Consider the following 16,545-nt stretch of genomic DNA (forward strand, 5'->3'; position numbering starts at 1 on the left):
GGCGAGCCCTGCCCGTCGACCACCAGGGGCCCTTCTGCCCGCCCAGACCTCCCGGAGCAGGGCCCGACTGCGTCCAGGTCACCCCGGACAGTCGTCCCCCAGCACCTCCCGCCGCGCCGCGGCAGCCTTCCGGTTCGACGCACCCGTCATCCGGAACAACGCCACCGTCAGCGCGACGAACACCAGCAGCATCAGCACCTGCGTGATCACCGACACGACAGCGACCTCCTTCGTCGCGTTCATGATGATCGCCATGATGAAGTTGCCCGTCAGCCAGGCGAACCAGATCCGGAACTCCTCCACCCGCACCGCACGCTGGACATCGCTGTAGTTCGACATCGCATCCCCCCAAGGATCGTGGTGCCGGGATCGTAGTGACCCCCACCGGCACGACGGACAGGAAAGCCAGGAGTCCACCCCAGGGGTTGCCCCACCGTTCCCAGAGCGCCCGAAGCCCGGCCCGAGTTGTTGGAACGCCGGGACAGAAGGGGACGCGCTCTTGGGATACCCGAAAGTAACCCCCTTGCCCCCTCTCCCCACCCTTCCCGTACCCTGACTTTGTGCCGCCGATAAACAAAACCCGTTCGCACAACGTCGTGCCGGGTACCGACGTCGACCTCACCCGTCTCCGTATCGCCCTCACCGTCTTCTTCGCACTCGACGGCTTCGTCTTCGCCGGCTGGGTCGTGCGGATCCCCGCGATCAAGGAGCAGGTCGACGCGTCCGCGGGCGCGCTGGGTATCGCGCTGCTCGGGGTGTCCGCCGGGGCCGTCGTGACCATGACGCTCACCGGGCGGCTCTGCCGTCGCTACGGCAGTCATCCGGTCACCGTCGCCTGCGCCGTACTGCTCTCCCTCAGCGTGGCCCTGCCCCCGCTCACCCATTCCGTCGCGGCGCTGACCGCCGTCCTGTTCGTGTTCGGGGCCGCGTACGGCTCCATCAACGTGGCCTTCAACAGCGCCGCCGTCGATCTCGTGACCGCGCTGCGACGGCCGATCATGCCGAGTTTCCACGCGGCGTTCAGCCTCGGAGGAATGGTCGGGGCAGGGGTTGGTGGGCTGGTCGCCGGGAGCCTGTCCCCCACCTGGCATCTGCTCGGGCTCACCTTCGTCGGGCTCGTCGTGACCTTCTTCGCCGGACGGGTGCTCCTGCGCATCGCGCCGCCCGCGGCACCGGAGACGACCGGGCGGGATCACCGGCCCCGGCGGCTCGACCGCCGTACCCGCGGGCTGGTCGCCGTCTTCGGGCTCATCGCCCTGTGCACCGCGTACGGCGAGGGCGCGATGGCCGACTGGGGTGCCCTGCACCTGGAGCAGGACCTGGGCGCCTCGCCGGGGCTCGCCGCCGTGGGGTACTCCTGCTTCGCGCTCGCCATGACGCTCGGGCGGCTCACCGGGTCCGCGCTGCTCCAGCGGCTCGGCCGCACCCGTACCGTGGTGCTCGGTGGAGCCACGGCCGCCGTCGGCATGCTCCTCGGGGCGCTCACTCCGATCACCTGGCTCGCCCTCCTCGGGTTCGCCGTCACCGGGCTCGGGCTCGCCAATCTCTTCCCCGTCGCCATCGAGCGCGCCGGGGCGCTCGCCGGGCCCAGTGGGGTGGCGACCGCGTCCACGCTCGGCTACGGCGGCATGCTCCTCGGGCCGCCCGCCATCGGGTTCATGGCCGAGTGGTTCTCCCTGCCCACGGCTCTGACCAGCGTCGCCGTGCTCGCCGCCGTCGCCGCGGTCATCGGGCTCGCCACCCGACGGGCGACCTCACCTCACACAGAGACGTCCTGACACCTCACACACACCGAGACGTCCTGACACCTCTCACAGAGATCACGCAGAGGCATCCCGACACCTCATGTAGAGACGTCCTGACATAAGCGTTGACATCACCTCGGGGCGGGCCCATAGTACGTGCCACTAGAGCGCGCTAATAACGCGCTCTAGTCCACCCGTTCCCGCTCCCGTCCACGCGTCCCGCACCCCCGCGCGGGCCGCGGCCCGCCCCCACGGAGCCCCCACCCCACCAGCACAGCGAGGTGCACAGGGACATGCGCAGACACCGCCGTACCCCCGCTCTCACCGCCGCCGCCCTCGTCGGCGCCCTGCTCGCCGCCGGCTGCTCCAGCAGTTCCGGCGGGAAGGCGTCCGAGGACAGCGCCGACGGAGTCACCGCGGGCAAGGCCGACACGCCTCGGATGACCGTCGCTCTGATCACCCACGCGTCGCCCGGCGACACGTTCTGGGACATCCTCCGCAAGGGCGCCGAGGCCGCCGCCGCCAAGGACAACGTCAAGCTGATCTACTCCTCCGACCCCAGCGCCGGCACCCAGGCCAACCTGGTGCAGAACGCCATCGACCAGAAGGTCGACGGGATCGCGCTCACCGCCGCCAAGCCGGACGCCATGAAGGACGTGGTCGCCAAGGCGAAGGCGGCCGGAATCCCGGTCGTCGGCTTCAACTCCGGCCTGGACGACTGGAAGGAGCTGGGCATGCTGGAGTACTTCGGCCAGGACGAGAACATCGCCGGGCAGGCCTTCGGCGAGCGGCTGAACCAGCTCGGCGCCGAGCACGCCCTGTGCGTCATCCAGGAGCAGGGCCAGGTCGCCCTGGAGGCCCGTTGCGCCGGACTGAAGAAGGGGTTCAGCGGCACGACCGACATCCTCTACGTCAACGGCACCGACATGCCCTCGGTGAAGTCGACGATCACCGCCAAGCTCAAGCAGGACTCCTCGATCGACCACGTGGTCACCCTGGGCGCGCCGATCGCGCTGACCGCCGTGCAGTCGGCCTCCGACGCGGGCGGGAAGGCGAAGGTCGCGACGTTCGACCTGAGCAAGGAGCTGGTGCAGGCCGTGAAGAGCGGCTCGGTCGAGTTCGCGGTGGACCAGCAGCCGTATCTCCAGGGTTACTTGGCGGTCGACGCGCTGTGGCTGTACCGGACCAACGGCAACTTCAGCGGCGGCGGCACCGCTCCGGTACTCACCGGGCCCGCGTTCATCACCAAGGAGAACGTCGACCAGGTCGCCGGATTCGCGGCCAAGGGAACGCGCTGACCGACGGCCCCCGCAGGGTCAGCCGTCGGCGGGGGGCGGTCCACTGGTCCCGCGTACCACGAGTTTCGGGTCCAGTACCGCCTCCCGCGGCGCCGAGTCCGGGTCGTCCAGGCGCTCCACGGCGAACCGCACCGCGTACTCGGCCATGAGCAGCGCGTCCTGACGGACCGTCGTCAGGCCGATCGGCATCAGATGGGAGAGGTGGCTGTCGTCGTAGCCGACGACGGACAGGTCCCGCGGCACCTCGACGCCGGCCCGGGTGAGCGCCATCAACAGGCCCATCGCACAACGGTCGTTGCCCGCCAGTACCGCCGTGGGCAGCGGCAGCCCGCTGTCCCGCTCGGCGAGGAACAGCCGGCCGGCCTCGATACCGGACTGCTCGGTGTGGTCACCGGGGATCACCCGCGCCTCGTCGCCGAGTCCGTGGCGGCGCATCGCGGCCCGGTACGCGCGCCGCCGCTCCGCCGAGCCGGGGCCCTTGCCGCCGTCGATGTGGACGACACGGCGGTGGCCCAGCTCCACCAGGTGGTCCATGGCCTGCCGGATGCCCTTGCTCTCGGCGGTGTGCACGCTGTCGACCCGGGCCCCCGAGACCCGGCGGCCGACCGCCACGGCGACCGTGCGCCTGCCCAGGGCGTCCAGTTCGGCGGTCTCCGCGCCGGTTCCGAGCATGATCACGGCCTCGCAGCGGTGGCCGAGCAGGGACTCCACGGCCTTCGCCTCGCCGCGGCCCGGCGCGGTGGCGGAGAGCAGCACCTCGTAGCCGAGCCGCTCCGCCTCGCCGTAGATGCCCTCCAGCAGGTCGGCGTGGAAGGTCTGGTGGGCGGTGAACATCACGCCGAGCGTGCGGCTGCGCCCGCGGGCCAGCAGCCGGGCGGCGTTGTCGGGCCGGTAGCCGATCTCGTCGGCGACCCGCAGCACCCGTTCCCGTGTCTCCCGGCTGGCACCGGGCTGATCGCGGAAGACGATCGAGACCAGTGCGCGCGAGACGCCCGCCCGCTCGGCGACGTCCGCCATCGTGGGCCGCTGCCTGCCCGCTGCATCCACCTGTGCACCCACCCTTCGACGCGGCCCACCCTAAGGGCGATCCCCGGGCGGGCCGGAAACTTACCGGCAACAAGCTATTGACATGACATTTGGACAGGGGTCATCGTACTCGCACTAGAGCGCGCTAGTAGAGCGCGACAGGTCATTCATTCTCCGGTGCGGACCGACCGGGTCCCGCCGGAGCGAAGGGAAATCCAGCGTGATGTCGTGCGAAGTGCTGACCATGGGCCGCGTCGGGGTGGATGTGTATCCGCTCCAGACAGGAGTGGGGCTGGCGGAGGTCACCTCGTTCGGCAAGTTCCTGGGCGGCAGCCCCACCAATGTCGCGGTGGCCGCGGCCCGGTACGGGCACTCCAGCGCCGTCATCACCAAGACCGGCCGCGATCCGTTCGGCGACTTCGTGCGCAGCGCGCTGGCGGGCTTCGGCGTGGACAGCCGCCACGTCGGTACCTCGGACCACGCGCCGACACCGGTGACGTTCTGCGAGATCTTCCCGCCGGACGACTTCCCGCTGTACTTCTACCGGCAGCCCAAGGCGCCCGACCTGGACATCGAGACGGACGAGCTGGATCTGGGCGCGGTTCGGGACGCGGCCGTCTTCTGGTTCACGGGCACGGGGCTGAGCGAGGAGCCGAGCCGCTCGGCCACGCTGGCCGCCCTGGCGCACCGGGCGAAGAGCGGCACGACCGTCTTCGACCTGGACTGGCGGCCCGTGTTCTGGGCCGACCGGGACCGGGCGCGGTCCTCCTACGCCGAGGCCCTGCGCCACACCACCGTGGCCGTCGGCAACCTCGACGAGTGCGAGGTCGCCACCGGTGAGCGCGAACCGCACGCCGCCGCGAAGGCCCTGCTCGCCGCCGGGGCCGAGCTGGCCGTGGTCAAACAGGGCCCGAAGGGCGTGCTGGCCATGGACCGGGACGGGCGGTGCGTCGAGATCCCGCCGGTGCCGGTGGAGGTGGTCAACGGGCTCGGCGCCGGGGACGCGTTCGGCGGCGCCCTGTGCCACGGGCTGCTGTCCGGCTGGGACACCCACCGGACCGTGGCCTTCGCCAACGCCGCCGGCGCCCTGGTCGCGGGGCGGCTGGCGTGCGCCGAGGCGATGCCGACCGAGGCCGAGGTCGAGGAGAAGCTGCGGGAGGTGTCCGGTGCGGCCTGACTTCCGGTCCTCCGACCTGCTGGCGCGCATTGTCGGCACCCGTGTCGCCGACCCCGGCGCCATCGCCCGCGCCGCCGCCGAACGCACCCCCGCGACCTCGCTGCTCGGTGACCACGGCAAGGCGATGATCATCGCCGCCGACCATCCCGCGCGCGGCGCCAACGCGGTCGGCGCGGACCGCAACGCCATGGCCGACCGGGCGGAGCTGCTCGACCGCATGTGCGTCGCGCTGGAGCGGCCCGGTGTCACCGGGGTGCTCGGCACCGCGGACATCCTTGAGGATCTGCTGCTGCTCGGCGTGCTGGACGGCAAGAGCGTGTTCGGCTCGATGAACCGCGCCGGGCTCGCCGGTTCCGTCTTCGAGATCGACGACCGCTTCACCGGGTACGACGCTGAGACGATCGCCGCGATGGGCTTCGACGGCGGCAAGATGCTCACCCGCATCGCCCTCGGCGACCCGGCGACCCCCTCGGTCCTGGAGAACACCGCGCGCGCCGTCGACGAGCTCAACGACCGGCGGCTGGTCGCCATGATCGAGCCGTTCGTCTCCGAGTGGCAGTCCGGCCGGATCCTCAACGACCTGTCGACCGACGCCGTCGTGAAGTCCGTGACCATCGCCTCCGGTCTGGGGCGGCGTACCGCGTACACGTGGCTGAAGCTGCCGGTGGTCGAGGACATGGAGCGGGTGCTGGGCGCCTCGACCCTGCCCGCGCTGCTGCTGGGCGGCGAGGTCACCGACCCGGATGCGGCGTTCGCCTCGTGGGGCAGGGCGCTCAAGCAGCCCACCGCGCAGGGGCTGGTCGTGGGCCGGTCCCTGCTCTACCCCGCTGACGGCGATGTCGCCGGTGCGGTCGACAGGGCGGTGAGCCTGCTGTGAGCCGCACGAGCAAGTACCACCTACCGAAGGGGACTTCGGCCGAGGGCCCCTATGACGTCCTGGTCACGCCGGAGTCGGCGGGCTGGGGATACTCCGGCCTCGGGGTGCTCACCCTGGAGCCGGGTGCGGCGCACACCCTGTCCACCGGGGACCGCGAGTGCCTGGTCCTGCCGCTGACGGGTTCCTGCACCGTCACCACGGACGGCACGGCCTTCGAACTCGCGGGCCGGACAGATGTGTTCGCCTCGGTCACCGACTTCGCGTATGTGCCGCGCGGGTCGGAGGCCGTCATCAGCAGCACGCACGGGGGCCGTTTCGCGCTGCCCTCGGCCCGTACCGAGCGGGGAGGTCACTCGGCTCGGTACGGGCGCAAGGAGGACGTGCCGGTCGAACTGCGCGGCGCGGGCGCCTGCTCCCGGCAGGTGAACAACTACTGCCTGCCCGGCACGTTCGAGGCGGAGCGGCTGCTGGTGTGCGAGGTGCTCACACCGGGCGGCAACTGGTCGTCCTATCCGCCGCACAAGCACGACCGGGCCCGGCCCGGCGTGGAGTCGGAGCTGGAGGAGATCTACTACTTCGAGGTCACCGGCTCCGGCTTCGGATACCAGCGTGTGTACGGCACCGAGGACCGGCCCGTCGATGTGCTCGCCGAGGTCCGCTCGGGCGACACGGTGCTGGTCCCGCACGGCTGGCACGGTCCGTCGATCGCGGCCCCGGGCTACGACCTCTACTACCTCAACGTCATGGCCGGTCCGGAACCCGACCGCGCCTGGCTGATCTGCGACGACCCGGCCCACGCCTGGGTGCGCGCCACCTGGGACGCCCAGGACGTGGACGACCGGCTGCCCTTCGGAGAGACCCGATGACCAACACCGTACGACTGACCACCGCACAGGCCCTGGTGCGCTTCCTGGCCAACCAGTTCAGCGAGCGGGACGGGCAGGAGCAGCGGCTGATCCCCGGGGTGTGGGGCATCTTCGGGCACGGCAATGTGGCCGGCCTCGGGCAGGCCCTGCTCCAGGCCGCGGTGACCGGCGAGGCCGATCTGCCGTACTACCTCGCGCGCAACGAGCAGGGCATGGTGCACGCCTCGGTCGCCTACGCCAAGATGCGCGACCGGCTGGCGACCTTCGCCTGCACGGCGTCCACCGGTCCGGGCTCGACGAACATGATCACCGGTGCGGCGCTGGCTACGACGAACCGGCTGCCGGTGCTGCTGCTCCCGTCGGACATGTTCGCCACCCGCGCCGCCGACCCCGTCCTCCAGCAACTGGAGGACACGCGCGGCGGGGACGTCACCGTCAACGACGCCTTCCGCGCCGTGTCGAAGTACTTCGACCGCGTCTCCCGGCCCGAGCAGCTCGTCCCCGCCGCACTCGCCGCGATGCGGGTGCTCACCGACCCCGTGGAGACGGGCGCGGTCACCCTCGCGCTGCCACAGGACGTGCAGGCCGAGGCCCACGACTGGCCGGTCGACTTCTTCCGGCGCCGCGTCTGGCACGTGGGCCGCCCGGTGCCCGAGCCCCCGGCCGTCGAGCGGGCCGCACGTCTGCTGCGCGGGGCGCGCACGCCCCTGATCGTGGCCGGCGGCGGCGCCGTCTACTCGGGTGCCGAGACGGAGCTGCGGGCCTTCGCGGAGGCCACCGGGATACCGGTCGCCGACACCCACGCGGGCAAGGGCGCGGTGCCCTGGGACCACCCTTGCGCGGTCGGGGGCATCGGTTCGACCGGGGCGTACGCGGCGAACGAGCTGGCCCGCGAGGCGGATGTCGTCCTCGGCATCGGCACCCGCTACTCCGACTTCACCACCGCCAGCCACACCGTCTTCGGCAACCCGGACGTCACGTTCGTCAACCTCAACGTCGCCCGCCTCGACGCCGTCAAGCACTCGGCGGAACCTCTGGTGGCCGACGCCAGGCTCGGCCTTCAGGCCCTGGCCGGCCCGCTGGCCGACTGGGAGGTGGACCCGCGGTACCGGGCGCGGACCCGCGAACTCATCGCCCGTACGCGGGAGATCGAGGACGCCTGCTTCACGGTCGGGCACGGCCCGCTGCCCGCGCAGACGGAGATCCTGGGCGCCCTCAACGACGCCCTCGACGACCGTGCCGTGGTCATCAACGCGGCCGGTTCCCTGCCCGGGGACCTCCAGCAGCTGTGGCGGGCGCGGGATCCGAAGGCGTACCACGTCGAATACGCCTACTCCTGCATGGGTTACGAGGTCGCCGCGGGGGTCGGCGCGAAGATGGCCGACCCGTCGCGCGAGGTCGTCGTCCTGGTCGGTGACGGCTCGTACCTGATGATGGCCCAGGAGATCGTCACCATGGTCTCCGAGGGGCTGAAGGTCATCGTCGTCCTGGTCCAGAACCACGGTTTCGCTTCCATCGGCGCCCTCTCCGAGTCCCTCGGCTCGCAGCGCTTCGGCACCAAGTACCGCTATCGCGACGATAGTTCGGGGCTCCTCGACGGCGACGTGCTGCCCGTCGACCTCGCCGCCAACGCCTCCAACCTCGGCGCGGACGTCCTGCACGCCACGAGCGTCGGGGAGTTCCGCGCCGCGATGGAGAAGGCCAAGGCCTCCAGCCACACCACCGTCGTGCATGTCGAGACCGACCTGTACGGCCCCAACCCGCCCGGCCACGGCTGGTGGGACGTCCCCGTCAGCGAGGTCTCCGCCCTGGAGTCCACCCGGACGGCCCGTGCGGCCTACGCCGCCCACAAGCTCAGCCAGCGCCACTACCTGTAAGGACACCCTCGAAGTGAAGACCATCCCGCACTGGATCAACGGCGCACCGGTCCCCGGCGCCGAAACAGCCCCGGTGTTCGACCCGGCCACCGGCGCCGAGCAGGCCCGCGTCGCCCTCGGCGGCCCCGCCGACGTGGACGCCGCCGTCACCGCGGCCCAACACGCCTTCGAGACCTGGTCGGAGTCGTCCCTCACCCAGCGCACGCAGGTCATGTTCGCCTTCCGCCAACTCCTCGTCGAGCACGAGGAGGAGCTGGCCCGGATCATCTCCGCCGAGCACGGCAAGACCGTCGACGACGCCCGCGGCGAGATCACGCGAGGGCGCGAGGTCGTGGAGTTCGCCTGCGGCCTCGGCGACGTCCTCAAGGGCAGCTTCTCCGACCAGGTCTCGCGCGGCATCGACGTCCACAACTTCCGCCAGCCGCTGGGGGTCGTCGCGGGCATCACTCCCTTCAACTTCCCCGCCATGGTGCCGCTGTGGATGCACCCCATCGCCATCGCCACCGGCAACACCTTCATCCTCAAGCCCTCCGAACGCGACCCGTCCGCCGCCGACTTCGTCGCTGGGCTGTACCAGCGGGCGGGCCTGCCCGACGGCGTCTTCAACGTCGTCCACGGCGGAAAGGCGGCCGTCGACGCCCTCCTCACCCACCCCGGCGTCGAAGCCGTCTCCTTCGTCGGCTCCACCCCCATCGCCAAGTACGTCCACCAGCAGGCCACCGCCCACGGCAAGCGCGTCCAGGCCCTCGGCGGCGCCAAGAACCACGCCGTCGTCCTCCCCGACGCCGACCTCGAATTCGCCGCCAACCACATCACCGCCGGCGCCTACGGCTCCGCGGGCGAACGCTGCATGGCCCTGTCCGTGGCGGTCGCCGTCGGCGAGGCCGCCGACGCCCTGGTGGAGATCCTTCGCCGCAAGGCACACGAGGTGGAGGTCGGCCCCGGTGACCGGCCCGGCACCGACATGGGCCCCCTCATCACCGAGGCCGCACGGGAACGCGTCGAGACCGCCGTCGGCACGGCCGCCGCCCAGGGCGCCACCGTCGTCGTCGACGGACGCGGGCTGAAGATCGACGGCCACGAGAACGGGTTCTTCACCGGACCGTCCCTGCTGGACCACGTCACCACCGAGATGGAGGCGTACCGGGAGGAACTCTTCGGCCCGGTCCTGGCGATCGTCCGCGTCGACACCCTCGACGAGGCCATCGACCTGATCAACGCCAACCCCTACGGCAACGGAACCGCCCTGTTCACCGCCTCCGGCGAAGCGGCACGCCGGTTCCAGCGCCGCGTCCGGGTCGGCATGATCGGCGTCAACGTGCCGGTGCCCGTCCCGATGTCCTACTACTCCTTCGGCGGCTGGAAGGACTCCCTCATCGGCGACCACCCCATCCACGGCCCCGAGGGCATCCGCTTCTACACCCGCCCCAAGGTCGTCACCACCCGCTGGCCCCAGCCCAGGCAGCAGGCCACCGCAGGCTTCAACTTCCCCACCTCCCACTGATCTCCCGCTATTCCCCGAAGGACACGTCATGGCAACGGCGCCACCCACCCCGCTGCGCACCACCGCAGGCAACCTCTGCCTCGGCTCCGCCCCCGACTCCTGGGGCATCTGGTTCCCCAAGGACGAGCACCAGGTGTCGTACACCCGCTTCCTGGACGAGCTGGCGCAGGCCGGCTACGAGTGGCTCGAACTCGGCCCGTACGGCTACCTCCCCACCGACCCGCAGCGCCTGAAGGAGGAGTTGGACGCACGCGGCCTGAAGGTCTCCGGCGGTACCGCCTTCGGCGCGCTGCACCGGCCCGAGGCCTGGGACGACATGCTCGCCCACGTCCGTCAGGTCGCCGCGCTGACCCAGGCGGCGGGCGCCCACCACCTGGTGCTGATCCCGCCCATGTACCGGGACGAGAGGACCGGTGCGTTCACCGAGTCGCCGGAGCTGACCGCCGAGCAGTGGGCCGGGTTCGGCAGGGCGGCCGACCGGCTGGGCCGGCTCCTGCTGGACGAGTACGACGTGCGGCTCGTGATCCATCCGCACGCCGACAGCCACATCCAGACGCAGCCGGAGATCGAGCGGCTGCTCAACGAGTCGGACGCGGCCTACACGAACCTCTGCCTGGACACCGGTCACGTCGCCTACGGCGGCGGCGACAACCTCGACCTGATCCGCCGGTTCGGCGAGCGCGTCGGATACGTCCACATCAAACAGATGGACCCCGCCGTGCTCGCCCAAGTCGCCGCCGAGGACCTGTCGTTCGGCGAAGCGGTCAGACGGGGTGTGTGCGTCTCTCCCCCGGCCGGTGTGCCCAACCCCGCCGACGTGGTCGCCGAACTGGCCCGGCTGGACGCCGAGTTGTTCGTGATCGTGGAGCAGGACCTGTACCCGTGCGTCCCGGAGGTGCCGCTGCCGATCGCGGTGAGCACCCGTGAGCACCTCGCGGGCTGCGGTCTGACGGGTACCCGGCGTCCGGCGCTCAAGGGCTGAGGGGCGGTCATGGACGTCGTTCGCGAAGACGCGACTCAGGTTTCCGCCCCGGCCGAGGCCATCCCGCCCGCCGTCTCCCGCCGCCTGCGGGTCATCACGCTCGTCGCCACCTTCGGCGGCCTCCTCTTCGGCTACGACACCGGCGTCATCAACGGTGCCCTGCCCTACATGACCGACGACCTCGGACTGACCCCGGTCACCGAGGGCATGGTCACCAGCTCTCTACTGCTCGGCGCCGCCCTGGGCGCCGTCGCCGGTGGCCGGCTGTCCGACGCGCGCGGCCGGCGCCGTACGATCCTCACCCTCGCCGTGCTGTTCTTCGTCGGGGCGCTGGGCTGCACCCTCGCCCCGACCACCGCGGTGATGGTGGTCGCCCGGTTCGTGCTGGGCCTCGCCGTGGGCGGCGCGTCGGTGACCGTGCCGGTGTACCTGGCGGAGGTGTCGCCCGCCGAGCGGCGCGGCGCGCTGGTCACCCGCAACGAACTCATGATCGTCACCGGTCAGTTGCTGGCGTTCACCTCCAACGCGGTCATCGCGCGGGTGGGCGGGGAGTCCGGCGGCGTCTGGCGCTGGATGCTGGTCGTGGCGACCCTTCCGGCGGTCGTGCTGTGGTTCGGGATGCTGGTCATGCCGGAGAGCCCGCGCTGGCTGGCCTCGCAGAGCCGGTTCTCCGACGCGCTGGAGGTGCTGCGCCAGGTCCGGTCGTCGCAGCGGGCCGAGGCCGAGCTGGCGGAGGTGTCCGCGCTGGCCGTCAAGGACGGGGAGGAGAAGCTCGGCGGCTGGCAGGACATGCGGTCGACGCCGTGGGTGCGCAGGCTGATGTTCATCGGCTTCGGCATCGCGATCGCACAGCAGATCACCGGCGTCAACACGATCATGTACTACGGCACGCAGATCCTCACCGACGCCGGTTTCGCCTCGGACAGCGCGCTGACGGCGAACATCGCCAACGGTGTGATCTCGGTGCTGGCCACCTTCGTCGGGATCTGGCTGCTCGGCCGGGTCGCCCGGCGGCCGATGCTGATGACCGGTCAGATCGGTACCACCGCCGCCCTGTTGCTGATCGGGATCTTCTCCCTGGTGCTGCCCGCCGGGGACGGCCGGGCGTACGCGGTGCTGGCCATGACGGTCACCTTCCTGGCCTTCCAGCAGGGCGCGATCTCGCCGGTGACCTGGCTGATGCTCTCGGAGATCTTCCCGATGCGGATGCGCGGCTTCGGCATGGGTGTGGCGGCCGTGGTGCTGTGGCTGACCAACTTCGTGATCGGGCTGGTCTTCCCGTCGCTGGTCGACGGCATCGGGATCTCCAACACCTTCTTCCTGTTCGTGGTCGCGGGCCTGTTCTCGCTGGCCTTCGTCAAGCTCTACGTCCCCGAGACCAAGGACCGCACCCTCGAATCCCTCGAAGCCGAGCTCCGTGCGCGCTTCTCGCAGTGAGGAACTGACCATGACCGTTCGTGTAGGAGTCATCGGGGCCGGCTGGATCGGCAAGGAGCACATCCAGCGGCTCACCCACACCGTCACCGGCGCCCGGGTCACCGCGGTGACCGACATCGACGCCGCCCGCGCCGAGGAGGCGGCAGCACCGGTCGGTGCCCGGGTGCTGCCCGACGGCGCCGCCGTGATCGCGGCGGACGACGTGGACGCCGTCCTCGTGACGTCCTGGGGCCCCACCCATGCCGAGCACGTCCTGGCGGCGGTCGCCGCTGGCAAGCCGGTGTTCTGCGAGAAGCCGCTGGCCACAACTGCCGAGGACTGTCTGCGGATCGTCGAGGCGGAGCAGGCGCACGGCCGCAGGCTGGTGCAGGTCGGCTTCATGCGCCGCTACGACAGCGGCTACCGGCAGCTGAAGCAGGTCCTCGGTTCGGGCCGGATCGGCGAGCCGCTGATCGTGCACTGCGCCCACCGCAACCCGAGTGTCCCGGAGTCGTACACCTCCGCCATGGCCGCCCTGGACACCGCTGTGCACGAGGTGGACGTGCTGCGCTGGCTGCTCGACGACGAGATCGTCTCCACCCAGGTGGTCACCCCGCGCTCCACCGGGAAGCGGTTCGCGCATCTGAAGGACCCGCAGATCATGCTCTTCGAGACCGCCAAGGGCGTCCGGATCGACCTGGAGGTCTTCGTCAACTGCCAGTACGGCTACGACATCCAGTGCGAGGTCGTCGCCGAGGAGGGCCTGGTGCGGCTGCCGGACCCGGCCACCGTGGGGGTGCGTACCGCCGCCCGGCACGAGACGGAGGTGCTCACCGACTGGGTGGGCCGGTTCCGCGAGGCCTTCGACACCGAGTTCCGCGAGTGGATCGCGAGCCTCGCCGCCGGCGCGGCACCCACCGGGCCCTCCGCCTGGGACGGTTACGCCGCCACCGTCATCACCGCCGCGACCGTCGAGGCCCTGGAATCGGGCCGCGTCGTCGCCACCGACCTCAAGCCCCGTCCCGCCTTCTACGGAGGTGCCGCGTGAAGATCGCCCTCGACCCGTACATGTTCCGTGCGCTGCCCGTCGACGAGATGGTGCGCACCGTCGCCGAACTGGGTTATGAGTACATCGAGTTGTCGCCGCGCGAGGACTTCATGCCGTTCTTCCTGCACCCGCGGGCGGACGACGGGCGCGTCGCGGAGCTGAAGAACTTCCTGCGCGCGCACGGCGTTCAATTGTCCTCGGTGCTTCCGCTGTACAAGTGGTCCTCGCCGGACGAGGCTGAGCGGCAGGCCGCGGTGCACTACTGGAAGCGGATGATCGAGATCACCTCGGAGCTCGAATGCCCGCTGATGAACAGTGAGTTCAACGGCCGCCCGGAGCGCGCCGCGCAGAGCGAGGCCGCGTTCTGGCGCTCCCTGGAGGAGCTGCTGCCCGTCTTCGAGCGGGAGGGCATCGCCCTGAACCTGGAGGCGCACCCGGACGACTTCTGCGAGGAGAACACCCCGGCCGTCGACCTGGTCCGCGCGATCAACAAGCCGTGGGTGAACTACCTGTACTGCGCGCCGCACTCCTTCCACCTGTCCGGCGCCGATCCGACGGCGGACATCGCGGCGATGCTGCGCTACGCCGGTGACAAGCTGAAGCATGTGCACATCGCGGACACCTTCAACCACAAGGGTTCCTCCGGGCTGCGCTACATCCTCAACCCGCCGGGCACCCCGGCCCGTATCCATCAGCACCTGGACATCGGTCAGGGCGAGGTGGACTGGGACGCCTTCTTCGGCACCCTGCGGGAGTTGGAGTTCGACGGAGTGGCCACGGCCTGTGTGTTCGCCTGGGAGGAACGGGCCCGGGAGTCCTCGGCGTTCATGCTGGACCGCATCCGCAAGGAACTGACCGTCTGAGAAGCGGCGTTCAGGCCCGCACCAGCTCCGCCGCGCCGAACGACACGTCGAACCGGTCGCACCAGATGCTGACGCTGCTGTAGCGCGTCAGGTCGAGGTCGGCCGGTACGACGTAGTTCTGGCTTCCCTTGTTGCCCTTGAGCTTGCCGAGGCTGACATGGAGCCCGTCGTCGAAGACGCGCCAGCCGCCCACACCCTGCTTCACGGGGGCGTCCGTCAGCCAGACCCGCAGGTCGGGGCCGTTGCTGGTGTCGAGGTTCTCCAGCCGGACCACATGGGAGCCGTCGGCCAGCCGCACGAGTTTCACACTGCCCGAGGTGTCGTGCTCGTGGCTGATCAGCTCGCCATTGGCGAGGACTTGGGGGGCGGCGGGGCTGCTCGTCGCCGACGCGCTCGGCGCCGCCGTGCCGACGGCGACGGGCAGGGCCTCCTCCACGGTCGTGTCCTGCCACAGCTTCCACGGCTGGAACCAGTACAGCCCGAACCCGAGTCCGGCGACCGCCACCACCAGCACCCCGACGATCAACGACTTCCGCCTCCGCCACATGGCGCGTTCCCCCGATTCCTGAGAGTTGCTTACGCTGCTCCCATTCCAACGGGTCACGGTGCCGTAAGGCATCCCCGAACCGATGACGAAACTCTTACGTCCCGCTTGCCCTGGAGCGTGCTTCACCAGGCAGACTCGGCCGTATGACAACTGCCGAGTTCATCCGTGCACTGGACCGCGAGGGCCGGTTGCTGGCCGAGGCGGCCGAGCGGGCCGGGACCGACGCCAAGGTGCCGACCTGCCCCGAGTGGCAGGTGCGGGACCTGCTGCGGCACACGGGGATGGTGCACCGCTGGGCGACCGTGTTCGTCGCCGGGGAGCAGACCGAGTACCGGCCCGCCGCCGATCCGCCCGGCCTCGACGGCACCGAGCTGATCACCTGGTTCCGTGAGGGGCACCGCCGTCTCGTCGACGCCCTCGACGGCGCGCGGCCGGACATGCGGTGCTGGCACTTCATGCCCGCGCCCTCCCCGCTCGCCTTCTGGGCCCGCCGTCAGGCGCACGAGACCGCGATCCACCGTCTGGACGCGGAGTCGGCCCGCGGCGGCACACCGACCGGGATCGACCCCGCGTTCGCGGCCGACGGCATCGACGAACTCCTCCTCGCCTTCCACGCCCGCTCCAAGAGCCGGGTGCGGTCGCCCGAGCCCCGGGTCCTGCGGGTCCGGGCCACCGACAGCGCGGACGCGGTGTGGACCGTACGGCTGTCCGCGGAGCCGCCCGCGGCGACGCGGGGCGCGAAGGGCGAGGCGGACTGCGAAGTGTCCGGTCCGGTCGCCGAGTTGTACGCGGCGCTGTGGAACCGGTTGCCCTTCCCGGACGTGCGGGGAGACGCGGCCCTGGCCGCGCTGTGGCGGGAGAACTCCGCCGTCACCTGGGGCTGACCCCGGTCAGCCCGACAGCATCCTCGTCAGTACGGCGCGCTGCACGGGCAGCACCTCCCCGTGCAGCCGGCGCCCTTTCGCCGTCAGCGCGACCTTCACTCCACGCCGGTCCTCGGGGCACATCCGGCGCTCGACGAGTCCGTCCTTCTCCAGCCGGGCGATCAGCCGCGAGAGCGCGCTCTGGCTCAGGTGCACCTGCTCGGCGATCTCCTGCACGCGTCGCGCGCAGGTACCGCTCGCCAGGACGTCCAGTACCTCGAAGTCGCTGCCGCACAGGCCGTGTTGATTCAGTGCCCGGTCGAGTTCGCACTGGGTGCGGGCGTGCAACGCCAGCATGTCCCGCCACTGGTCCACGAGCTCCTGCTCGGCCTTGTTCGCCGCCATGGGCGCACCGTAGCAGAGAAAAGATTTCCATGCATCTGAATTAAATGCACT

General features: G+C 70.9%; 16 protein-coding genes. 12 read left to right on the forward strand and 4 right to left on the reverse strand.

Annotation, left to right across the window (positions count from 1 at the left end; translation table 11 throughout):
* Positions 1–78 precede the first annotated feature (78 nt).
* On the reverse strand, positions 79–339 hold the full coding sequence (locus GA0115233_RS07410) for a hypothetical protein (RefSeq protein WP_093719294.1): 261 nt from the start codon (positions 337–339) through the stop codon (positions 79–81).
* A gap of 257 nt (positions 340–596) precedes the next feature.
* Between GA0115233_RS07410 and GA0115233_RS07415 the strand changes: the two genes are divergently transcribed.
* The gene (locus GA0115233_RS07415; RefSeq protein WP_093719295.1) at positions 597–1,778 is read left to right on the forward strand and encodes an MFS transporter; all 1,182 of its coding nucleotides are present in this window, start codon (positions 597–599) and stop codon (positions 1,776–1,778) included.
* 260 nt (positions 1,779–2,038) lie between these two features.
* A complete protein-coding gene (locus GA0115233_RS07420; protein ID WP_093719296.1) occupies positions 2,039–3,043 on the forward strand; it encodes a sugar ABC transporter substrate-binding protein in 1,005 nt (334 codons plus the stop codon).
* 18 nt (positions 3,044–3,061) lie between these two features.
* On the opposite strand, the gene GA0115233_RS07425 is transcribed toward GA0115233_RS07420, so the two are convergent.
* Complete coding sequence (locus GA0115233_RS07425) at positions 3,062–4,060, reverse strand: LacI family DNA-binding transcriptional regulator (RefSeq protein WP_093719297.1); 999 nt, start codon at positions 4,058–4,060, stop codon at positions 3,062–3,064.
* A gap of 232 nt (positions 4,061–4,292) precedes the next feature.
* On the opposite strand from GA0115233_RS07425, the gene iolC reads away from it, so the two are divergent.
* The 9 genes from iolC to GA0115233_RS07470 are packed head-to-tail and all read left to right on the forward strand — an operon-like array spanning position 4,293 to position 14,679.
* Positions 4,293–5,246 carry a 5-dehydro-2-deoxygluconokinase gene (gene iolC, locus GA0115233_RS07430; protein ID WP_093719298.1) on the forward strand — a complete coding sequence of 318 codons (954 nt, stop codon included), beginning with the start codon at positions 4,293–4,295 and terminating at the stop codon, positions 5,244–5,246.
* A complete protein-coding gene (locus tag GA0115233_RS07435) occupies positions 5,236–6,123 on the forward strand; it encodes a Cgl0159 family (beta/alpha)8-fold protein (protein ID WP_093719299.1) in 888 nt (295 codons plus the stop codon). The genes iolC and GA0115233_RS07435 overlap by 11 nt, the downstream gene beginning before the upstream one ends.
* Positions 6,120–6,989 (forward strand): 5-deoxy-glucuronate isomerase, encoded by an 870-nt coding sequence (gene iolB, locus GA0115233_RS07440; RefSeq protein WP_093719300.1) that lies wholly within the window; start codon positions 6,120–6,122, stop codon positions 6,987–6,989. The genes GA0115233_RS07435 and iolB overlap by 4 nt, the downstream gene beginning before the upstream one ends.
* Complete coding sequence (iolD, locus tag GA0115233_RS07445) at positions 6,986–8,866, forward strand: 3D-(3,5/4)-trihydroxycyclohexane-1,2-dione acylhydrolase (decyclizing) (RefSeq protein ID WP_093719301.1); 1,881 nt, start codon at positions 6,986–6,988, stop codon at positions 8,864–8,866. Before iolB ends, iolD begins: the two co-directional genes overlap by 4 nt.
* Before the next feature lie 13 nt (positions 8,867–8,879).
* On the forward strand, positions 8,880–10,370 hold the full coding sequence (locus tag GA0115233_RS07450) for a CoA-acylating methylmalonate-semialdehyde dehydrogenase (RefSeq protein WP_093719302.1): 1,491 nt from the start codon (positions 8,880–8,882) through the stop codon (positions 10,368–10,370).
* Positions 10,371–10,398: 28 nt separating this feature from the next.
* Positions 10,399–11,352 (forward strand): TIM barrel protein, encoded by a 954-nt coding sequence (locus tag GA0115233_RS07455; RefSeq protein ID WP_093719303.1) that lies wholly within the window; start codon positions 10,399–10,401, stop codon positions 11,350–11,352.
* A gap of 9 nt (positions 11,353–11,361) precedes the next feature.
* A complete protein-coding gene (locus GA0115233_RS07460) occupies positions 11,362–12,789 on the forward strand; it encodes a sugar porter family MFS transporter (RefSeq protein WP_093719304.1) in 1,428 nt (475 codons plus the stop codon).
* Between the two features lie 10 nt (positions 12,790–12,799).
* Positions 12,800–13,816, forward strand: a complete 1,017-nt coding sequence (locus GA0115233_RS07465; RefSeq protein ID WP_093719305.1) for a Gfo/Idh/MocA family oxidoreductase — start codon at positions 12,800–12,802, stop codon at positions 13,814–13,816.
* Entirely contained in the window at positions 13,813–14,679 is an 867-nt protein-coding gene (locus GA0115233_RS07470; protein WP_093719306.1) for a sugar phosphate isomerase/epimerase family protein, read from the forward strand. The genes GA0115233_RS07465 and GA0115233_RS07470 overlap by 4 nt, the downstream gene beginning before the upstream one ends.
* A gap of 10 nt (positions 14,680–14,689) precedes the next feature.
* Here the strand turns inward: GA0115233_RS07470 and GA0115233_RS07475 are convergent, their stop codons facing one another.
* A complete protein-coding gene (locus GA0115233_RS07475; RefSeq protein ID WP_093719307.1) occupies positions 14,690–15,226 on the reverse strand; it encodes a DM13 domain-containing protein in 537 nt (178 codons plus the stop codon).
* A gap of 143 nt (positions 15,227–15,369) precedes the next feature.
* Here GA0115233_RS07475 and GA0115233_RS07480 point away from each other — a divergent pair, with 143 nt between their 5' ends.
* Positions 15,370–16,110 (forward strand): maleylpyruvate isomerase family mycothiol-dependent enzyme, encoded by a 741-nt coding sequence (locus GA0115233_RS07480; protein ID WP_093719308.1) that lies wholly within the window; start codon positions 15,370–15,372, stop codon positions 16,108–16,110.
* Positions 16,111–16,116: 6 nt separating this feature from the next.
* On the opposite strand, the gene GA0115233_RS07485 is transcribed toward GA0115233_RS07480, so the two are convergent.
* Positions 16,117–16,494 (reverse strand): MarR family winged helix-turn-helix transcriptional regulator, encoded by a 378-nt coding sequence (locus tag GA0115233_RS07485; RefSeq protein ID WP_176711664.1) that lies wholly within the window; start codon positions 16,492–16,494, stop codon positions 16,117–16,119.
* Positions 16,495–16,545: the final 51 nt, after the last annotated feature.

The organism is Streptomyces sp. DI166, from assembly GCF_900091315.1.
GTDB lineage: Bacteria > Actinomycetota > Actinomycetes > Streptomycetales > Streptomycetaceae > Streptomyces > Streptomyces fuscus.

Bases quoted from the DNA above. Each gene is read 5' to 3' on its own strand.
- GA0115233_RS07410 (WP_093719294.1), bottom strand. From the start codon at position 339: ATGTCGAACTACAGCGATGTCCAGCGTGCGGTGCGGGTGGAGGAGTTC.
- iolC (WP_093719298.1), top strand. From the start codon at position 4,293: ATGTCGTGCGAAGTGCTGACCATGGGCCGCGTCGGGGTGGATGTGTAT.
- GA0115233_RS07420 (WP_093719296.1), top strand. From the start codon at position 2,039: ATGCGCAGACACCGCCGTACCCCCGCTCTCACCGCCGCCGCCCTCGTC.
- GA0115233_RS07475 (WP_093719307.1), bottom strand. From the start codon at position 15,226: ATGTGGCGGAGGCGGAAGTCGTTGATCGTCGGGGTGCTGGTGGTGGCG.
- GA0115233_RS07460 (WP_093719304.1), top strand. From the start codon at position 11,362: ATGGACGTCGTTCGCGAAGACGCGACTCAGGTTTCCGCCCCGGCCGAG.
- GA0115233_RS07455 (WP_093719303.1), top strand. From the start codon at position 10,399: ATGGCAACGGCGCCACCCACCCCGCTGCGCACCACCGCAGGCAACCTC.
- GA0115233_RS07480 (WP_093719308.1), top strand. From the start codon at position 15,370: ATGACAACTGCCGAGTTCATCCGTGCACTGGACCGCGAGGGCCGGTTG.
- GA0115233_RS07425 (WP_093719297.1), bottom strand. From the start codon at position 4,060: ATGGCGGACGTCGCCGAGCGGGCGGGCGTCTCGCGCGCACTGGTCTCG.
- GA0115233_RS07485 (WP_176711664.1), bottom strand. From the start codon at position 16,494: ATGGCGGCGAACAAGGCCGAGCAGGAGCTCGTGGACCAGTGGCGGGAC.
- GA0115233_RS07465 (WP_093719305.1), top strand. From the start codon at position 12,800: ATGACCGTTCGTGTAGGAGTCATCGGGGCCGGCTGGATCGGCAAGGAG.
- iolD (WP_093719301.1), top strand. From the start codon at position 6,986: ATGACCAACACCGTACGACTGACCACCGCACAGGCCCTGGTGCGCTTC.